This window comes from Streptomyces sp. N50 (genome assembly GCF_033335955.1).
Lineage (GTDB): Bacteria > Actinomycetota > Actinomycetes > Streptomycetales > Streptomycetaceae > Streptomyces.
Window position 1 is genome coordinate 7,726,358 of the sequence record NZ_CP137549.1, and the last position, 19,226, is coordinate 7,745,583.

The 19,226-nt window shown below is 69.9% G+C and carries 12 protein-coding genes and 1 pseudogene; 10 read left to right on the plus strand and 3 right to left on the minus strand.

The genetic code is table 11. From position 1 onward, the window contains the following. Positions 1 to 12: 12 nt before the first annotated feature. On the minus strand, positions 13 to 684 hold the full coding sequence (locus tag R2B38_RS34430) for a hypothetical protein (protein WP_033279418.1): 672 nt from the start codon (positions 682 to 684) through the stop codon (positions 13 to 15). 165 nt (positions 685 to 849) lie between these two features. Further along, positions 850 to 1,845: a carboxymuconolactone decarboxylase family protein gene (locus R2B38_RS34435; RefSeq protein ID WP_318019712.1), complete on the minus strand. Its 996-nt coding sequence runs from the start codon at positions 1,843 to 1,845 to the stop codon at positions 850 to 852. A 165-nt stretch (positions 1,846 to 2,010) separates the two neighbouring features. Here R2B38_RS34435 and R2B38_RS34440 point away from each other — a divergent pair, with 165 nt between their 5' ends. The 5 genes from R2B38_RS34440 to R2B38_RS34460 all read left to right on the plus strand — a co-directional run bounded on the left by R2B38_RS34440 (position 2,011) and on the right by R2B38_RS34460 (position 8,081). Then, complete coding sequence (locus R2B38_RS34440) at positions 2,011 to 3,126, plus strand: sensor histidine kinase (RefSeq protein ID WP_318019713.1); 1,116 nt, start codon at positions 2,011 to 2,013, stop codon at positions 3,124 to 3,126. Next, on the plus strand, positions 3,123 to 3,830 hold the full coding sequence (locus R2B38_RS34445) for a response regulator transcription factor (RefSeq protein ID WP_318019715.1): 708 nt from the start codon (positions 3,123 to 3,125) through the stop codon (positions 3,828 to 3,830). The genes R2B38_RS34440 and R2B38_RS34445 overlap by 4 nt, the downstream gene beginning before the upstream one ends. Continuing rightward, positions 3,827 to 4,657 carry a class I SAM-dependent methyltransferase gene (locus tag R2B38_RS34450; protein ID WP_318019716.1) on the plus strand — a complete coding sequence of 277 codons (831 nt, stop codon included), beginning with the start codon at positions 3,827 to 3,829 and terminating at the stop codon, positions 4,655 to 4,657. Before R2B38_RS34445 ends, R2B38_RS34450 begins: the two co-directional genes overlap by 4 nt. A 113-nt stretch (positions 4,658 to 4,770) precedes the next feature. Next, positions 4,771 to 6,768, plus strand: coding sequence for a LamG-like jellyroll fold domain-containing protein (locus R2B38_RS34455; RefSeq protein WP_318019717.1), 1,998 nt, complete (start codon positions 4,771 to 4,773; stop codon positions 6,766 to 6,768). Between the two features lie 710 nt (positions 6,769 to 7,478). Further along, positions 7,479 to 8,081, plus strand: coding sequence for a response regulator transcription factor (locus R2B38_RS34460; RefSeq protein WP_318019718.1), 603 nt, complete (start codon positions 7,479 to 7,481; stop codon positions 8,079 to 8,081). Here R2B38_RS34460 and R2B38_RS34465 read toward each other — a convergent pair. Continuing rightward, positions 8,022 to 9,173 carry a sensor histidine kinase gene (locus tag R2B38_RS34465; RefSeq protein ID WP_318019719.1) on the minus strand — a complete coding sequence of 384 codons (1,152 nt, stop codon included), beginning with the start codon at positions 9,171 to 9,173 and terminating at the stop codon, positions 8,022 to 8,024. The two genes, R2B38_RS34460 and R2B38_RS34465, sit on opposite strands and share 60 nt — an antisense overlap. A 301-nt stretch (positions 9,174 to 9,474) precedes the next feature. Between R2B38_RS34465 and R2B38_RS34470 the strand changes: the two genes are divergently transcribed. The 5 genes and pseudogenes from R2B38_RS34470 (at position 9,475) to R2B38_RS34490 (ending at position 19,214) form a co-directional block, all read left to right on the plus strand. After that, on the plus strand, positions 9,475 to 15,729 hold the full coding sequence (locus R2B38_RS34470) for a DNRLRE domain-containing protein (protein WP_411978602.1): 6,255 nt from the start codon (positions 9,475 to 9,477) through the stop codon (positions 15,727 to 15,729). A 544-nt stretch (positions 15,730 to 16,273) separates the two neighbouring features. Continuing rightward, positions 16,274 to 16,474, plus strand: a complete 201-nt coding sequence (locus R2B38_RS34475; protein WP_318019721.1) for a hypothetical protein — start codon at positions 16,274 to 16,276, stop codon at positions 16,472 to 16,474. Then, positions 16,471 to 16,743: a hypothetical protein gene (locus R2B38_RS34480; RefSeq protein WP_318019722.1), complete on the plus strand. Its 273-nt coding sequence runs from the start codon at positions 16,471 to 16,473 to the stop codon at positions 16,741 to 16,743. The genes R2B38_RS34475 and R2B38_RS34480 overlap by 4 nt, the downstream gene beginning before the upstream one ends. A 54-nt stretch (positions 16,744 to 16,797) precedes the next feature. Continuing rightward, positions 16,798 to 17,112, plus strand: a pseudogene (locus tag R2B38_RS34485) (hypothetical protein); the annotation flags it as partial. Positions 17,113 to 17,411: 299 nt separating this feature from the next. After that, positions 17,412 to 19,214: a gamma-glutamyltransferase family protein gene (locus tag R2B38_RS34490; RefSeq protein ID WP_318019723.1), complete on the plus strand. Its 1,803-nt coding sequence runs from the start codon at positions 17,412 to 17,414 to the stop codon at positions 19,212 to 19,214. Positions 19,215 to 19,226 lie beyond the last annotated feature (12 nt).

Genomic DNA, 19,226 nt, shown 5'->3' on the forward strand with positions numbered 1-19,226 from the left:
GGGCGGTCGAGGCTAGCTGGCCCTGCCGCCCTCCAGTGCGGTCACCGCCTCCTTGGCGGCCTTGATCGCACCCTTGTTGATGACGTCCGTACTCGGCGCCTTCTTGTTCTCGAAGTCGCTGCCGTTGTACGTGATGGTCACCAGCGCGTTGCCCGCGCGGACGACGACCGTGCCCTCACGCGTCTGCTGCTTGTCCTCCGTGGTGAGGTTCACGATGGAGTAGGCCTGGTCGCCGAGTCCGGGAACCGCGCCGCCGCCGCTCTTCTCCGTGGTCGTCTCGGTGTACGACTTCTGTGCCGCCGCGTCCGATTCCGTGATCTCGTACGACACGTCGAGCCAGCGGTAGTCGTACCCCTTGAGCGCGTTCCACGAGCAGGTGCGACGCACCTTCGTGTCCGTCGACGGGATCTCCTTGCCGGCCGTCTTCGCGCCCGGCACCAGCGACTTGATCGTCGCCACCGCCACACTTCCGCACGGGGCGGGGGAGGTGGAGTACGCCTTGGCCGCGGTCGTCGCCGACGGGGCCGAGGCCTCGGGCGAGGCGCCGGACTCGGGCGTCGACTTGTGGTCGGCGGTCGTCGTCGCGGCGAACGGACCGGACGTCAGGGCCCAGCCCATCGCGGCGAGCACGACGACCGGCGACAGACGCGCGGTGAGAGCGAGCGGCAGAGGAAGAGAACGCAAGTCGCACTTCTCGTGGGGGATCAGGTGCGGAGCGGGTCCGCACTGCGGACGGGGACGGCCAGTGTCACATGACTGCCTGTGAGGCGGAAGTATGAACTCGCTCCGTGCCTGTGCGGTGACAGTGCCTGACTGTGGACGCGTTGTGTGTCCTCTTATGTCCGGCCCTCAGGTGCGAGCGGCGGCCACCCGCATCGTCGTCTCGATCCGTTCGACGGCCGCGAACGCCCCGTAGGCGATCAGCCGCACCAGACTCGCGTCGGTGTGCAGTGCCCCGCGCCAGGCGGCCACGTCCTCCTCCGTGATCCGGTACGGCGCGAGCGCGGCCAGCACCGCGAGGCGCGCCGCGGGCCGCTCCCGCCGGTTCGGGAAGCCGCGCAGCACGACCGGCGGATGCGAACCGTCCCAGGCCCACAGCGTCTCCCGTACGAGCGTCCGGTCGTCGGCGTCGAGCAGCTCGGCGCCCGCGAGCGCGGCCGTACGCAGCGCGTCGTAGGGCGGGCCCACGGGGGTGCCGGCCGCCCAGTCCGGGCCGGGTCCCGGGGCGTCGAGCAGGGGGAGCGCCGCCCCTGGTACGGCGGTCCGGCGCACGGTGCGGGAGACGGCGCGGCCCGCGAGGCTGCGTACCGCCCGGAAGCGCTGGGCGTTGCCCGGGAGGAGCTGTTCGGTCAGCAGGGCCGACACGACGCGGTTGATGAAGTGGAAGGCGAAGGCGGTGCCCAGGTAGGCGGGCGCCTGTTCGCGCGGGAACGGGTACGGCGTCAGGGCCGCGCCCGGGACGCGTGTCCGGCGGCCCCAGTCGAGCACGCGCGCGTGGACCTCGTTCTCCGGGGTGCCGCCCCGGGCCAGGTGCTCGGCGAGGGCGTGGTCGCCGGTGGCGTGCAGCAGCACGGTGTGCGCGTCCGCGCAGAACGGGCACTTGTTGGCGAGCGAGACACCGAGCGCGGCCAGCTCCTTGCCGGTGCGGCTGCCGGGGCCCGCGATCAGCGACTCCCGCATCAACGCCCAGGTTGGCGCGAGGAGTTCGGGCGCGGAGGACAGGACCACGAAGGTCGGGGGCCGTTCGATGCCGAAGTCGACGGCGATCTGGTCGAGGACCTCGGCGGTGCGGCCGGTGGCGGACCTGGGCGACGGGGGCCGGGTGTGCCGGAAGGGTGTGGGCATGGCAGCAGCGTGCGCGTCGGGGGCCGGCCGGGTCGTCGTACGGGCGAAGGCAGTTGGGCCTACGACGGGGAGGTCCGGGGCGGCGCGGAGTACTACGGGGGGAGTAGTGCAGGAGTTGTCCACAGGGCTGACGCCCGTGTCGGCGCGGCGGTCTAGTGTGCCGACATGAGCGGGCTCCCGGTCGATGTGACCCCACGCAGGCGCCTCGCCGACGCGTCCCTCGCGGTCGTGATCGGTGCCCTTGTCGTGGCCGTCGCGGCCTTCGACCCGGACACCACAGCCGGCGACTACGCGCTGATGGCCCTCGCGTCGGCGGCCCTGGCGTTCTACCAGACGGCTCCGCGGGCGGTCCTCGCGGTGACCGCGGCGGCGGAGGCGGCCTACGTCCTGCACGCCCACCCGGGGCCCGTCGCCGGTCTGCCCGTCTTCGCCGCGATGCACACGGCGGCCCGCGCGGGACACCGCGGTACGGCGGCCGTGGGCGGTGGGGTGTTCCTGGTGGCGTACTTCGCGACCGGGCCGACGACCCAGCAGGTGGTGGAGCGGACGGCGCTGCTGGCCGGCTGGTTCCTGTGCGCGGTGGTCACCGGCCTCGCCGACCGCAACTGGCAGGCGTATCTGCGCCAGACCGAACAGCGCGCCCTGGAGGCCGAACGCACCCGCGAGGAGGCCGCGTTGCGGCGCGCGGGCGAGGAACGCCTGCGGATAGCGCGGGAGTTGCACGACTCCCTCACCCACAGCATCTCGATCGTCAAGCTCCAGGCGGGCGTTGCCGTCCACCTCGCCCGCAAGCGCGGCGAGGAGGTGCCGCCCGCGCTGCTCGCCATCCAGGAGGCGGGCGGCGAGGCGATGCGCGAACTGCGGGCCACCCTGGAGATCCTGCGCACCACCGAGGAGCCCACCGGCACCCCCGCGCTGCTCGTCGAGCGGGCCTGCGCTGCGGGCCTCGCCGTCGAACTCGCGGTGACCGGCGAGGAGCGTCCCCTCGCCGCGACGGTCGACCGCGCGGTGTACCGCATCGTCCAGGAGGCCCTCACCAACGCGGCCCGGCACGCGGGACCGGCGAAGATCAACGTCCAACTGGACTACGGGGACGTCGACTTGACCATACGGGTCGAGGACGACGGAGCGGCCGACCCCGACTGTCCGCCGAAGCCGGGCATCGGTCTCACCGGCATGCGCGAGCGCGTCACCGCGTTGGGCGGCACGCTGCACACCGCCCCGCGCGCGGAGGGCGGTTTCTCGGTCCGGGCCGAACTGCCGCTGGGCGAGGCGGGATGATCCGGGTCGCGGTCGTCGACGACCAGGCGCTGATGCGCGCGGGCTTCCGCGCCCTCCTCGACGCCGAGGACGGCATCGAGGTGGTCGGCGAGGCGGCCGACGGCGAGCAGGGCGTGGCCCTCGTCCGCGCGCAGCTCCCCGACGTCGCGCTGATCGACGTACAGATGCCGGTGATGACGGGCATCGAGGCCACCCGCCGTATCGCCGCCGACCCCTCCCTCGCCGCGGTCCGGGTCGTCATCCTCACCAACTACGGCCTGGACGAGTACGTCTTCGAGGCGCTGCGCGCGGGCGCCAGCGGATTCCTCCTCAAGGACACCGACCCGGCGGACCTGCTCCAGGCGATCGGGATCGTCGCCGGTGGCGAGGCCCTCCTGTCCCCGGCCGTCACCCGCACCCTCATCGGCGAGTTCGTCTCCCGCCCTCCGGACCGTTCCACCGCGCACGGCCTGGAACACCTCACCCGCCGCGAACGCGAGGTCACCGCGCTGGCCGCGCGCGGTCTCACCAACGAGGAGATCGCCGCCCACATGGTCATCAGCCCGTTCACGGCGAAGACCCACATCAGCCGGGCGATGACCAAACTCGGAGCCCGGGACCGGGCCCAACTCGTCGTGTTCGCCTACGAGTCGGGGCTGGTGACGGCCCGCACGCCGGAATCCCGTTGCGCGCCGGACACGCCGGATCACACCCTGGGGCGGTGACCGAGACGACGCGAGCGCAAGACCCAGCCGTCCACATCCGCGAGGAGATCCTCGCCTACTACGCCCAGGGCAAGGAGGACGGCCGCCTCAGACAGGGCTCCGACCGGCTGGAGTTCTGGCGCACCCAGGACGTCCTGCGGCGCCTGCTGCCGACGGCTCCCGCACAGGTGCTGGACGTCGGCGGGGGCAGCGGCGTCCACGCCGAGTGGCTCGCGCGGGACGGGTACGAGGTCCATCTCGTCGACCCCGTACCGCTGCACGTGGAGCAGGCGGGCCGGCTGCCGGGGGTCACCGCCCGCGCCGGGGACGCCAGGGCGCTGTTCGCCCAAGACGCCTCGTACGACGTGGTGTTGCTGCTCGGGCCGCTCTACCACCTGCCCGAACGGGCTGACCGCGTACGGGCGTTGAGCGAGGCGCGCCGGGTGGTGCGGCCGGGCGGTCTGGTCGTCGCGGCGACGATCAACCGGTTCGCGGGGCTGCACGACATGCTCAGGCAGGAGCTGTACTTCATCGAACCGCACCGCACGCGGATCGACCGCGAGATGGCGGAGGGCCGCCACGACTCCGAGGACGGCGGCCACTTCACGACCGCCTACTTCGCCCAACCGCACGAAGCACCCGAGGAGTTCGCGGACGCGGCGCTCACCGTAGCGGGCCAGTACGGCCTCGAAGGCGTCGCCTGGCTGATGATGGGCGGCATCGAGGACTGGCTGGACGACCCGGACCGCCGGGAGGCCGTCCTGACGGCCACTCGCCACATCGAGTCCGAGCCCACGCTGATCGGCACCAGCGGCCATCTGCTCACCGCAGGCAGACGCAAGTCCTAGTGGGGCAGGTGGTGTTGGGGGAGCGTTCGGCCACCGGTACCCGGCGCGCAAGCCCGCCGTACCGCGGCCGTCCGTAGCGTGACGCCGTTCCTGTACTCGGCATTGGAGCGGACATGGACAGCTCTCCCACGGGCGACAGAGGCCTCGACGACCACCAGCGGCACACGGCGGACTGTGAGTGCCCCCGCACCGCGGACCTCGACGGCGACGGCGTCGCCGCGTCGAGCCGCCGTTCGTTCCTGCACCGCGCCGGTGCGCTCGGCGCGGGAACGGCCGCCGCGGGGCTGCTGGGCGCGGCTCCCGCGTACGCGGAAAAGGGCGACAGCGATCCGTACGGTCGGACAACGATGTCACCGGCGCCGCGCGGGAGTTGGGACCCCGATCCGGACAACCCCCGGTTCACCGTCGTCGTCATGCCGGACACGCAGTACATGTTCGACCAGGACCGCATCCACCCGGTGCCGATGGAGGCGTCGTTCCGCTACGTCCTCGATCCGGCGGGCCGCGCGGGCGGCAACGACGAGAACATCGTCTTCCTCGCGCACCTCGGTGACGTGACGCAGAACGGCCTCGCCGGGGAGTACGCGGCGGTCACCAAGGTGTTCGACATGCTGGACCGCGCGGGCGCCTCGTACGGCGTGCTGGCCGGCAACCACGACGTCTCCGCCGACGACCAGCGGGGCCGTACCCCCTACTTGGACACCTTCAGCCCGGCACGCGCGAAGAAGACGCCCGGCTACCACTCCTCCAGTCCCGACGGTTACAACACCGCGCACATCTTCCGCGCGGGCGGCCGGAGTTGGATGCTGCTGTCGCTCGACTGGCGGCTGTCGGTGAAGGGTTTCGCGTGGGCCAACGCGGTCATCGCGGAGAACCCGACACTCCCGGTGATCGTCACCACGCACGAGATAGTCGGCGCGGACGACGGCGGCGTCGCCGAACTCTCCGACTACGGGCAGCAGTTGTGGGACGGCCTGATCAAGGACAACGACCAGATCTTCCTCACCCTCAACGGCCACTACTGGCCGCCCGGCAGCACGGTGCTGAAGAACAGCGCGGGGAACGACGTCCACCTGCACATCACCAACTACCAGGACCGCTACTACGGCGGCGCGGGCATGATCCGCTCGTACCGCTTCGACCTCGACCGGGGCATGATCGACGTCGCGACCTTCTCGCCGTGGATCCGGGAGCTGGCGGAACAGGGCGAGTTGAACGCCCTCGCGGCGAAGGAGCTCGAACTCACCTCGAAGGTCGACTACTTCTCGATGGAGATCGACTTCGAGAAGCGCTTCGCCGGGTTCGCGCCGGTCCCGCCGCGCACGTCCCGCCCCGCGCGGCGGATGCTGCTGCCGGGCACGCTGGCCTACTGGCGGTTCGACGAGGGCGGTACGGCGGGCAGCGACGTCGCCTCCGGCACGGTCGTCAAGGACCAGGCGGGCCACGGCAACGACCTCGTCCTGAAGACCGTCCCCGGCACCCCCGCGCACGCGCTCACCTGGACCGGCGACCACCACCCGGACCAACCCGCCCACGCGGGGCTGGTGTTCGCGGGCCAGGGCAACCCGGTCAGCGGCGCGTACCTCCAGACCGTCGACCACGCACCGCTCAACCGCGAGACCTTCGCCCACGGCTTCACCTTCGAGGTCTTCTTCAAGGTCCCGGCCGACTGGGACGGCGGCCGCAACGGCTGGTCCTCGATGCTCAGCCGCGCGGGCACGGCGGCTCAGGCGGGCAAGAACGGCCCCTCGGCGACCGCCGACGAGCCCGTCCTGACCATCAGCCTGTCCAGTTCCATCGAACTCCAGTGGAACGCCTACCCGCTCAACCAGAACGGCGCCACCACCGCCTGGAGCCACCTCCTCCAGCAGGAGGAGTGGTGGCACGTCGCCGTCGCCAACAACGGCCGCGTCAGCAAGCTCTACGTCAACGGCTGCGAGGAGGGCCGCAACCCGACCAGCACGGCCGTCGGCCTGACCACCCTCGACATGCCGTTCCTGCTGGGCGGTTACCAGTGGGCGGGCGCGGTCAGCCAGGTCTTCCACGGGACCATCGGCGACGTACGGATCAGCAACCGGGTGCTGAAGCCGGGGCAGTTCATGAACGCCTAGGTTCCCCGGATTCCGCCGTTCTGTGGATTTTCCGTATGTTCACCACCCGACCCACGCTCCAGGGCACCTTCGGCATGGAGGCCCCGCGGGCGGGGCCCTCCCCACAGCCTCCCCCGAGCGACGAGAAACTCCCCAGCCGCTCCCCAGGGCGAGCGGCTGGGAAGGGCCCGGCACAGTGCCGCCTGCCTGCGACTATGGGCTGCACGGTGGCGGTTTCACGGTGGGCTCTGCCGCGTCTGGTGGCGCTGTGGCGCGAGAGCGTGACCGCGTTCGGCACGGCCGACGACGGACGGCTGTTCCTCGGTGAACGAGGCGGCATCCTGAGCCAGAGCGCCTACCACTGGGTCTGGCGCGAAGCCCCTGCGGCACTCGGCGCTGTCCACCTGGCTGGGCGCGGGCGCCGACCCTGCCGAGGTCGCCCAGCGGACCGACAACAGCGTCGAGGTCCTTCTGAGCCGGTACGCAAAGTGTCTCTAGGACTGGCCGTCCATCAACAACCAGCGCATCGAAGGGCTCCTGAGTTCTTACGACCGCCCGGGTGAGCGACTTCGACTGCCTGGACACCGGCGTCATGGGTGACCATGCCATGGTGGCGACCGGGATCTTCGGTGTAACCCGCCTGTCCTGCCGGGGCCCGGCAGAGAATGGCGGCCCGATCCTGCTGGGATGGAGCAGTGCGCGGGCTGAAATCGGACTGGAGGATTCACTGCATGATCCGGGTGCTCGTTGTGGAAGACATGCAAGTTGTCCGAGAGGGCCTGGTCGCTCTCCTCGACGGCGAGTTCGGCATCGAGGTCGTCGGGTACGCGGCCAACTCATACGAGACCCTGGGCATGGTGGGACCTGCCGAACCGGACGTGGCTGTGCTGGACATCGATCTGCCTGGCATGGATGGGCTGGCCTTGGCGCGTGAACTGCCCAAGCACGTCCCGGCCTGCCGAATTGTGATGCTGACTGCTATGGACAGGGCCGCCCATGTGCAGCGTGCCTTCGATGCCGGTGCCTCGGGGTTCTTGCTGAAGACGGTCTCTTCCAAGGAGCTCGCTCAGGCAGTGCGCACGGTCGCTGCCGGGGGCCGTGTGATCCGGCCACCGGAACTCGCCGAGGCGGCGGGGACGGCGACTCCTCTGACGACGCGTGAGGCGGAAGTGCTCAGACTCGCCGCGGGCGGCGCGGACACGCGGTCGATCGCTGCTGATCTTTTCCTGGGCGTGGGTACGGTTCGCAACCGTCTGTCGGCCGCGGTGGGAAAGCTACGCGCGCGCACCGTCGTGGATGCGATTCGGGTCGCCGAGCACCATGGGTGGATCTAGCGGAAACTCGGCGGTGATGACGAAGTGGCCGTCACGGGAATGTGTGTCGAGCGTGCCGCCCAACACCAGGACGCGGTATCGCAGGTTCGTCAGTCCACTGCCTGGTCCAAGGTCTTCCGCGCCGGGTGGTACGCCGTCGTTGTCGATGGACAGCCGTAGGAGGGATGCGCGGGTCATCACCTCGATTTCGCAGCGAGACGCCTGGCTGTGCTGCAGCACGTTGCCGGTGGCCTCGCGCAGTACGGCGCTCAGACAATGGGCCAAGGGGCCGGCGAGATCCAGCCGGGGCGGGAGTGTGGTCCGCGTGGCGATCCCCGCGCGGGACAAGAGGCTTTGGGCATGTGCGATTTCGGTGTGCAGGTGAGCGGCGACTCGATGCCTGGTGATGCCTCGCATCTCCTGGTGGGTACGTCGTGCCAGTGCCGCGATCTCGCCCAGGGCCTGGTGACCTGGTGTGGCGCTCGGGGTGTGGGTCAGGGCTCTCTCGCTCTGGACGGCGATGGATACGAGTGACGAGCCCAGCAGGTCGTGCAGGTCCTGCGTGATGCGGGCCCGCTCCCGATGCTCGGCGAGCCGGGCTGTCTGGCTGTGCGAGGCTTGGAGGCGCGCGGCGAGCAGGGCGAGGTGGACCACTGCGTAGACGCTGCTGCCGGTGACGACCGTGGACACCAGCACGCTCATTCCGCTGCTTTGCGTGGTCACCAGACTGCTGTTCACGAGTAGGGGGCCGCTCGCCGCTACCAGTGTCGCGATGACGACTGACGCCGGGCGCGGCACCGTCAGCAGCACCGCGCCGGTGAGGAAGCCGAGGAGGCTGAGCCAGGAGTACTCGAAGACCAGGACCGGCAGATAGGTGAGCAGCGTCTGGAGGCCGAGCAGCCCCCACCGCCACCGGTACCGGAGACGGTACGGAGGAGGGGCGTACTGGCCGAGCAGGACGGCGGGCAGCAGGATCATCAGGATGAGCCCGGTGATCAGCGTTCCCTTGCTGAGCGGCTGCGCGAGCACGTCCACGGCCAGCAGGGTGAGCGAGCCCGTGACCAGAACCGTCAGGGACAGCGACGCGACTCCGGTGGCCTGAGTCATCCGCATACGACGCACCACACACCGTCCCCCGCCTTGTCCCGTGAGCCGTTGGCCTTCCGGGAGTGCCCTACGACGGGCGTACCCCGCCATCAAGATCAGACCCCTGAGGCCCGCGAAGGGTTGTGCACAGGATTGGTGAAGATCTCACTATTTTTGTGATCGTAGAGGTGGTCGGATCGGACGCCCCCATGTCCTGATCCGTAAGGGATGCCATTCGATGACACCTGCCGTGCCCCGCATACGGGGCTCCGTACTCGCATTCCACCGCCGCAGACGGACCGTGCCGCGGATCGCCGCGGCTGCCGCGATGCTGCTGGCCGCCGAATCCGCCCTCCTGGTCGCCAATACAGGCGACGCCGTTGCCCTTGACTTCTCTGCTCAGCGCCAAGAGGCGAAGGCCGCCGAGCCGAAGAAGCCCACCGTCGTACAGGCGGACGACATACCGTCGGCCCGCGTCGCCGCGCGGCTCTCCGGGCACCGTGTGGAGGCCCTGAGCGAGCGCACCGAGACGTCGACGACCTGGGCCGACAAGGACGGCAGTCTGACCACTGAGCTGGCGGCAGGGCCGATCCGGTTCCAGCGGGACGGCAAGTGGACCGACGTCGATGTCCAGCTGACGGAGACCTCAGGCGGCGTGGAGCCGAAGGCGCACCCGGACGGGCTGCGCCTGGCCGGCAGGACCGGAACGCCTGCCGCGTCCCTGAGGGCCGCGCGCGGGGCCAAGGCAACCGACCTGGTGACGCTCGGCGACGGCGACCAGCAGATCACCCTGCAGTGGAAAGGCGGGTTGCCGAAACCGAACCTCGACGGGACGCGCGCCGAGTACGTCGACGCCGTCCCTGGCGCGGACGTCGTCGTGGAGGCGACGCGGACCGGCTTCGAGCAGTACGTCGAGGTCAAGGAGCGCCCTGCCGAGGGCGAGTACTCCTACACGCTGCCGATGAAGGCCAAGGGCCTCAAGGCCAGGCAACTGGCCGACGGCAGCGTGCTCTTCACCGACAAGAAGGACAAGAAGCGGGCCGTCATGCCGGCACCGGTGATGTGGGACGCCACCGTGGACAAGCGCTCCGGTGAACACATCAACCGGGCCAAGGTCGGCCTGAAGGTCGTACAGAAGGGCTCGTCCGTCGATCTGGTGGTCACCCCGGACGCGAAGTTCCTCGCCGATCCGGACACCACCTACCCGGTCACGATCGACCCGTCGACGTCGTCGCTGTCCAACGTCTTCGACACATACGTGCAGCAGGGCGAGACTGTCGACTGGTCGGCCGACACCGAACTGGACCTCGGCCACCCCGGCACCACGAACGCCGACGGCACGCCGCGCACGGCGCAGTCCTTCATCTCCTGGAACACCTCGCCCATCCAGGACTCGCTGGTACTCGACGCGAAGCTGTCTCTGTGGAACTTCCACTCGGGCAACACCGACTGCAATCCCTACCCGTGGGAGGTGTGGTCCTCCGGCGCCGCATCCACCTCCAGCAGGTGGACCAACCGCCCGACGATGACGGCGAAGAAGGCCACTTCTACCGAGACCCGCGGCAACGCCGGCTGCGCCTCCCAGCCCGACGGCTGGATCAACGCCGACGTGACGGCCCTGGTCCAGGAGTGGGCCTCGGCGAAGGCCACCCGTGGCCATATGGGGATCCGGGCCACCAGCGAGTCGGTCTTCGCACAGTGGAAGCGGGTCAACTCCGCCAACGCGGCCTCCAACCCCCCGAAGCTGGTGGTGAACTACAACTACCGGCCGCGCACGGGTACGAAGCAGGAGGCGGGGCCGCCCTACTTCTCCTACAGCGGCGCCTACGTCGTCGACACCACGACCCCGACACTGCGGGACACCTTCGTGGACGCCAACGGCGACAAGGTCAACGGCACCTTCGAAGTACGGGACGCGGCGACCGACACCAAGGTCGGCGAGTACCTCGTCTCTCCGTGGGTTCCCTCCGGCCAGGCCGCCGAGGTCACGGTCGCGTCCGGCGTACTGAGCGACGGCAAGGCGTACAAATTCCGCACCTCGCCGTACGACGGGACGCACTTCAACGTCGGCTGGTCGGCGTGGAAGACGTTCACCGTCGACACCAAAGCACCCTCCGCCCCGACCACGATCACGTCGACGGACTATCCGTCGGGTCAGTGGGTCAAGGGCGCGGGACAGGCAGGCACGTTCACCGTCACACCACCCGCCGCGGACCACAACTGGCTGGAGTGGTCACTTGACGGCGTGACCTGGACCAAGGTGGCCACCGGCGGATCCACCGCCAACAAGTCCCTCTCCATCGTTCCACCGAAGGACGGCACCCAGACCCTGCAGGTGCGGTCCGTCGACAAGGCGGACAACAAGTCCGAACCGGTCGAGTACACCTTCCACGCCGGCCCTGGAGGCTTCATCCAGCCGGCCGACGGTGAGCGCACCGCGCGCCGCCTTCCCCTGGTCGCCGAGGCCGAGGCGGGCAAGTACGACGCCGTGTCCTTCTCCTGGCGCCGCTCCGAGGCCGACGCGTGGGCGAAGATCCCCGCTGGTGACGTGACGTCGGGTGGCACCGCGCTCACGGCGTGGCCGGTGTCGATGACGGGCGGCAGGAACGCCGCGCTCGTGTGGAACACCACGGACACCGTCGACCCGGACGGCTCGACCCAGATCAAAGCCGACTTCACCGGCCCCGGCGGAGCCTCCGGTGCGACGCAACCGCTGTCGGTGGTGGTGGATCGCAACGCTGACGGAGCCGCCGCCAGTGAGGTCGGGCCGGGTTCGCTGAACCTCCTCACCGGCGACTACACCCTGTCCGGCACCGACGTCTCCGTGCTCGACATGACGGTGACCCGCAGCGCGTCCTCCCGCACCCCGCAGGGCGGGGCGGCGCAGGACGGACAGGCGGCCGTCTTCGGCAAGGAGTGGGTGGCCGGCACCACCGCGCAGGCCGTCAAGTCCGATTACTCCGAGCTGCGCAAGACCTCGGAGACCTCGCTCGACGTCGTCACCGCCGACGGGGAGACTCTCGCCTTCTCCGCCAACTCGGCCAAGACCGGCTGGGTCCCGGAGCCGGGCGCCGAGAACCTCACGCTGAAGGGCATATTCACCAGCGGCGACTTCACCCTCTCGGACACCGAGGGCAATGTCACCACCTTCAGTCGGGTCAACTCCTCCGCCGCGGCCTGGACGGTCTCCCGGTCTCTGGTCGACGGCCAGGCCAACTCGACGACCGAAGTGATCTCCGAGGCGGTCACCGTCGACGGCAAGGTCCTGGCCCGTCCCAAGCGCGTGATCGCTGCCACCAGCGCGGTGACTGTCGGGGCCTGCGAGGCCGATCCGGCGACCCGCGGATGCCGCGTCCTGGAATTCGTCTACGCGACCTCGACCACCGCCACCGCCACGGCCTTCGGGAACGTGAAGGACCAGGTGTCCGAGATCCGGGCGTGGGCGACCACCCCTGGCGCTACCGCATCCACCGCGACGAGCGTGGCGAAGTACGCCTACGACGACGCCGGACGCCTGCGGGAGACATGGGACCCCAGAGTCTCCCCGGCTCTGAAGACGACGTACGCCTACGATTCAGCGGGCCGCGTCACCCAGTTCACTCCGCCGGGCCAGCTGGCCTGGACGTTCACCTATGGCAAGGTCGGCACCGATCCCGTGTCCGGTGACGGCATGCTGCTCAAGGCATCCCGTCCTACGCTCAAGGCTGGCTCTGCCGGCGAACTGGACGGCGGCACGGCCCAGACGTCGGTCGTGTATGGCGTACCGCTCACCGGCACCAAGGCCCCCCAGGCCATGGGCACCGGCGACGTGGCGGCCTGGGGGCAGCTCGACGCTCCCTCGGACGCCGCAGCGGTCTTCCCGACGGGGTCGGTCCCGGCCTCGCACAGCGGCGCTTCCCTTGCGGCGGGTGACTACGGTCGGGCTCTGGTGCACTACCTCAACGCCTCAGGACGTGAGGTCAACACCCTGGACGCGGCCAAGAACGTCACCACCACCGAGTACGACCAGTTCGGCAACGCGGTCCGGGAGCTGTCCGCCGCCAACCGAGCTCTGGCGATGGGCACCACCGACGCCGACAAGGCCCAGTTGGCCGACCTCGGTATCGCGGGTCTGCCGGTGGCGGAGCGCGCCGAGCTCCTGTCCAACCGCGGCACCTACAACGCCGACGGCTCCCGAGAAGTGGAGACCCTCGGCCCGCTGCACCGAGTCGTCCTGGACGCCGAGCTGAAGGACGGCACCACCACTGTGCTGGCCACAGGCGACCAGGCGATCGTGCGTCACCGCACCGTGAGCGAGTACGACGACGGCCGTCCGACAGACGGCACGGCCACCATCTCGGACAAGATCACCAAGCGTACCGAGGGCGGCCAGCCGCGTAACTGGCCGGCGCTCATGGCTGATGCCCGAGTGACCCAGACCGTGTACGACTGGATTGTGGGCGAGCCCACCACCACCATCCAGGATCCGGGCGGCCTGGCCATCACCGAGAAGGCCACCTACGACACCGCGGGCCGTCAGATCACGCGCAGCCGGCCCGCTTCCACCGGATCCGACGCCGGCACGCTGATCACGGACTACTACACCGGCGACGGCACCGGTGTCTGCGGTGGCAGGCCCGAGTGGGCCGACGAGGTGTGCCGTACCCGGCCCGCCGCGGCGATCACCGGAGGGGGATCCAACCCGACCCAGCTGGTGACCACGACCGCCGAGTACGACCGGTGGGAGGAGACCTCCAAACTCACGGAGACCGCGGGCAGCACCACCAGGGTGACGACCACCGCATACGACGACGCGGGCCGCACGTCGACGGTGACGATCACCGGAGGCGCCGGCACCGCCATTCCCGCGGTCACCACCACCTACGACTCGGCCAGCGGCAAGGTGGCCGAGGTGACCTCCACCGGCGGCGGAACCATCAAGAAGGCGTACGACAAGCTCGGCCGCCTCATCTCCTACACCGACGCGGACGGAGGGGTGACCACCAGCCAGTACAACGCCGAAGGCCATGCGGTCCTCGTCAGCGACAACGTGCCCTCCAGCACGAGCTACTCGTACGACGCCGCCACCGACCCTCGCGGCCTGCCCACATCGATCACGGACTCCGTCGCGGGTACCTTCAGCGTCCGCTATGACGCCGACGGACAGGTGAGCAGCCAGAAGCTGCCGGGTGGCTACACCATGAGCCAGACCACCAACCCCGCCGGCATGGCGATGCAGCGGACGTACACCCGCGACAGTGATGGCGAGGTGCTCTTCTCCGAGACCCTCATCCCCACCGTCCACGGCCAGCGTTCCTCTTATACCGGCTCGCTGGGCCAGACCTCCGGCCAGACCTACCGGTACGACAAGGCCGGCCGGCTCGTACGGGCGGAGGACGACACCGTCGACAGTGTCTGCGTCACCCGCAGCTACACCCTCGACAAGAACGCCAACCGCAAGACACTGGCCACAGCCGCCGCCGAACCCGGCCTGGCCTGCACCACCACCGGCGCGACGACCACCAGCCACACCTACGACAGCGCCGACCGACTGGTGGACTCCGGCTACACCTACGACGCCTTCGGCCGCACCATCGCGGCTCCCGGCACCACACTGGCGTACTACACCAACGACCTGGTGCGCCAGCAGACCGCGGACACCCAGCGGCAGACCTGGACCCTCGACTCCCAGCTGCGATTCCGCGGCTGGACCGTGGAATCCAACTCCTCCGGCAGCTGGGCGCAGACCCAGTCCAAGGTCAACCACTACAACTCCGACGCGGACACCCCGCGCTGGACCGTGGAGGACACCGCCACCGCAGCGCTCACCCGCAACGTCAACGGATTTGACGGGCAACTGGTGGCTACCACCGCCAAGTCCGGCTCGACCGTTCTGCAACTGGTCAACCTGCACGGTGACGTGGTGATGCAACTGCCCACCACGGCTGGACAGGCCCCCACCGTGCTCAGCGCCGACGAGTTCGGCAACCGCACGAACACCGCCGGCGCGATCCGCTACGGCTGGCACGGCGGCATGCACCGGTCCACGGAAACCCTCACCGGCCTCACACTGATGGGCGTCCGCCTGTACAACCCGACCACCGGTCGCTTCCTGTCGGCCGACCCACTGCCCGGCGGAAGCTGCAACGCCTACGACTACGCGTGCGCCGACCCCGTCAACAACGACGACGTCACCGGTTGCGCGACCTGCCGTGTACCCAAGCACGCCTGGACCGGACGCAGCTTCACCACGGTCCTGCGCACCACCCACTGGAGCTACAGCAGTTGGCAGAACGTCAACTGGCACTGGTACATGGACGTCCTGAGCGGCGACTACGGGCCGGTGCCCATCAGCGCGTGGAAGCGGCAGTACCGCTACCGCAAGCAGTACGTCTTCACATGCAAGGTCGTGGCCTGGTACGGCTGGGGCAGGCAGAAGATCCTGGCGACCCACGAAACGCGCTACCAGTACTCCTACCGCGACCGCACCACGCACCGCATCGCATGGAGCGGAATCAAGTGGACACGGACCGGAGCCTGGAGCTGGACAAGAACCTCGTGGCGCTACGTGTCCAGCTACCGCATCGTCTACACGAAGGGCTGACCTCGACCTGACGTGCAGAGCCTAGGGTGGTGCTCCGCGACAGCCGTCGCGGAGCACCACCTCGTTGCCCCTCATCCGTAAAGCCGCGGGCCAGTTCGTTCCCTGCACCGGTCCCGGCTGCCCTCGTGGAGATGTCTCGCATGCTTCCCGCCGTCGCTGCTTTCGGAATCGCCTTCTTCTGCCTCACTCTGTGGTGCTCCGTCACTGTCGCCCGGATGCGCGAAATTCCCACGTGGCGCAGGTTCTTGCCGCTTGCACTCTTTCTGCTCGCAGCCGGAGCAAGCCTTCTGCGCGCCTTCGGCATCCCGGATGTGGCGAACGCAGTTGCCTTCCCCTTGAACCTCGCAGTCGTCCTCCTGTCGCTCAGGGAATTTCGCGGCCGACGTCGGCACCGGCGGGAGGCCGGCCTCTGCACGCCGTAGAGGGCGCAATGCTACTTACAGGCCGTTTCATGGCTTGTCGGCGATCCGGAGTGTGGAGTGCATCGCGTCCTGCCACTCGCCTGAACTGACCTGCCCCGCACACCACAGGAGTCCTCGCACCCATGACCAGGCACTGGATCGGCCTCGTCGTCCTCTCCCTCGTCCTGCTCCCAGCCGGCCTGGCTCTGGTCGGCGGCCGAATACCCATCCAGGCCCCGCCGGCGATCATTCTGGTCGCTACCACCGCCGCAGGTGTCGTGGCCGCAGTGGGCTGCATGTGCATTGCCCCGGCCCCAATCCGAGCCAGGAACGTCACCCCGTGACCGGCGGGCCGCGCTTGTGGCGCCTCACCTGGTCACTTGCCTGTTGGTGGCTGCTGATCGCCCTCGTGCTCTGGCTCCTGGGCAAGGCGCTCGACCAGCCCGCCTCCATCGCGCAGTGCACCGCCTCGTCGGCTTTCCTTGTCGCCGTTGGGGAGGCCGGCGACTGGCTGCGGCGGCGCTGGACGGCCAAGCAGGCCGCCAAGCGGCACCTGACGGCACCAACACGACACCGACCGCCCGACACAGAGACGCCGACAGATCCGTCCTGACCACGCCGCGTCCTGTAGCTCACGCTATCGGAGCCGGTGGCGGCGGCGGGCCTGGAACCGCTCCTGCTTGCCCTGTCTCCGCCACTCACTGGCACCCCGCTCGCGAAGCGGCCGTACGATCTGCGGCACTCGGCGCTGTCCACGTGGCTGTGCGCGGACCCGGCAGAGGTCGCGCAGCGGGCCGGCAACAGCGTCGAGGTCCTGCTGAGCCGGTACGTGAGGTGCCTGTACGACTGTTTCATCCGGTTGCGCGTGATGCGCGAGGCCGGGATCGTCGGCGTGCACGCCTACGCGAGCCTCCTGGTGCGCGGACCTTCCGCGGTGCGGGGCCGGGCGGTCGTCAAGCTCGGTGTGTTGGCCTGGAGTTGACGGGTGTACGCGTGCTGCGGGGCGGCCAGGACCTCGCGGGTCGGGCCCGCGTGCAACAGAAGATTTTGATGCCGACCAAGAGGACCCATTTGGCCTGGTGAGACGGGTTGGCGCCGGTCCGCTGCGCACGTGGACTCCGCGAGCGCAGCAGTTTCGGGCCTCAACAGCCTGTCCAAGAACGAGAGAGTAACGGGTCTACCTGGAGGAGATGGCCTCGCGCTCATTCTCCCCAGATTCCCCCCACGGCCGATTTCGGGGTCGGGGTAGCCGACCAACACATACAAACACCGAGGTCAGATATGCAATTCACGACTCGTCCCACTCTGAGTGGCACCTTCGGCATGGTGTCCACCACCCACTGGCTGGCCTCGCAGTCGGCGATGGCCGTCCTGGAGGGCGGCGGCAACGCGTACGACGCCGCCGTCGCCGGGGCGTTCGTGCTGCACGTCGTGGAACCGCACCTCAACGGACCCGCCGGTGAGGTGCCCATCCTCCTCGCCCCGGCGGGCGGGGAGGTGCGGGTGCTGTGCGGCCAGGGTGTCGCCCCGGCCGGAGCGACGATCGAGCACTACAGGGGACTCGGTCTGGATCTCGTACCCGGTACGGGACCCCTCGCGGCGGCCGTCCCCGGCGCCTTCGACGCCTGGATGCTCCTCCTCAGGGACTACGGCACGAAGTCCCTGGCCGACGTCCTGAAGTACGCCATCGGGTACGCCGAGGACGGCCACGCGTGCGTGGAGAACGTCGGGGCGACCGTCGAGGCAGTACGGGAACTGTTCGAGACGGAGTGGACCACGTCGGCGGACGTGTACCTGCCCGAGGGGAAGGCACCCCGGCCCGGCGAGCTGTTCCGCAACCCCGCCCTCGCCGCCACCTGGAAGCGACTCCTCGCCGATGTCGCCGGGGCGGGGGACCGAGAGGCCCAGATCGAGGCGGCACGGGAGGTGTGGCGGTCCGGGTTCATCGCCGACGCCCTCGTACGGCAGGCCGGACGCCCCACCATGGACACCAGCGGCGAGCGCCACACCGGCACCCTCACGGCCGCCGACCTGGCCTCCTGGTCCGCGTCCTACGAGGCCCCGGCGACCTACGACTGGAACGGCTGGACGCTCTGCAAGGCTGGCCCCTGGAGCCAGGGCCCGGCCTTCCTCCAGCAACTCGCGCTGCTCCCGGCCGAGTTGCCCGCCTACGAGTCCGCCGACTACGTCCATCTCCTCATCGAGGGCTGCAAGCTCGCGATGGCCGACCGGGAGGCCTGGTACGGGGACGCGGGCGAGGACGCCGTACCGCTGGGTGAGCTGCTGTCGGCGGAGTACAACGCGGCGCGGCGGGAGTTGATCGGCGAGAAGGCGTCGTACGAGCTGCGGCCCGGGAGTCCTGGCGGGCGCGCTCCGCGGCTGTGCGGGCACGCGCGCGTGGTGGCGCCCAAGGAGTCCGGCTTCGATCCGTTGGGGGCGGGGGAGCCGACCGTCGCGCGGGTGAGCGCCGACGGCGGTACCCGGGGCGACACCTGCCATCTCGATGTCGTCGACCGGTGGGGCAACATGATCGCGGCGACGCCCAGCGGCGGCTGGCTGCAGTCCAACCCGGTGGTGCCCGAGCTGGGGTTCCCCCTCGGGACCCGGCTCCAGATGGCCTGGCTGGAGCCCGGCCTGCCCAACTCCCTTGCCCCGGGCCGCCGTCCGCGCACCACGCTCACCCCGTCGATCGCGCTGCGCGACGGCGTGCCGGTCCTGGCGTTCGGCACGCCCGGCGGGGACCAGCAGGACCAGTGGCAGCTGCACTTCTTCCTGGCGGTCGCCACGCGCGCGAAGGCACGCGGCGGACTCGACCTCCAGGGCGCGATCGACGCCCCGAACTGGCACAACGACAGCTTCCCCGGCTCCTTCTACCCGCGCGGCATGCGGCCCGGGAGCGTCACCGTCGAGGCCCGCATGGACGAGGCCGTGGTGGAGGAGCTGCGGCGACGCGGACATGACGTGACCGTCGGCGACGCGTGGTCCGAGGGGCGGCTGTGCGCGGTCGCCCGGGACCCGGAGGCCGGGATCCTGTCGGCGGCGGCGAATCCGCGAGGCATGCAGGGGTATGCCGTGGGGCGCTGACCCTCCGCCGCG

Excerpts from the sequence above, each read along its gene's own strand:
- R2B38_RS34445 (WP_318019715.1), top strand. The coding sequence starts at position 3,123 with ATGATCCGGGTCGCGGTCGTCGACGACCAGGCGCTGATGCGCGCGGGC.
- R2B38_RS34455 (WP_318019717.1), top strand. The coding sequence starts at position 4,771 with ATGGACAGCTCTCCCACGGGCGACAGAGGCCTCGACGACCACCAGCGG.
- R2B38_RS34460 (WP_318019718.1), top strand. The coding sequence starts at position 7,479 with ATGATCCGGGTGCTCGTTGTGGAAGACATGCAAGTTGTCCGAGAGGGC.
- R2B38_RS34470 (WP_411978602.1), top strand. The coding sequence starts at position 9,475 with ATGCTGCTGGCCGCCGAATCCGCCCTCCTGGTCGCCAATACAGGCGAC.
- R2B38_RS34475 (WP_318019721.1), top strand. The coding sequence starts at position 16,274 with ATGACCAGGCACTGGATCGGCCTCGTCGTCCTCTCCCTCGTCCTGCTC.
- R2B38_RS34465 (WP_318019719.1), bottom strand. The coding sequence starts at position 9,173 with ATGCGGATGACTCAGGCCACCGGAGTCGCGTCGCTGTCCCTGACGGTT.
- R2B38_RS34490 (WP_318019723.1), top strand. The coding sequence starts at position 17,412 with ATGCAATTCACGACTCGTCCCACTCTGAGTGGCACCTTCGGCATGGTG.
- R2B38_RS34435 (WP_318019712.1), bottom strand. The coding sequence starts at position 1,845 with ATGCCCACACCCTTCCGGCACACCCGGCCCCCGTCGCCCAGGTCCGCC.
- R2B38_RS34440 (WP_318019713.1), top strand. The coding sequence starts at position 2,011 with ATGAGCGGGCTCCCGGTCGATGTGACCCCACGCAGGCGCCTCGCCGAC.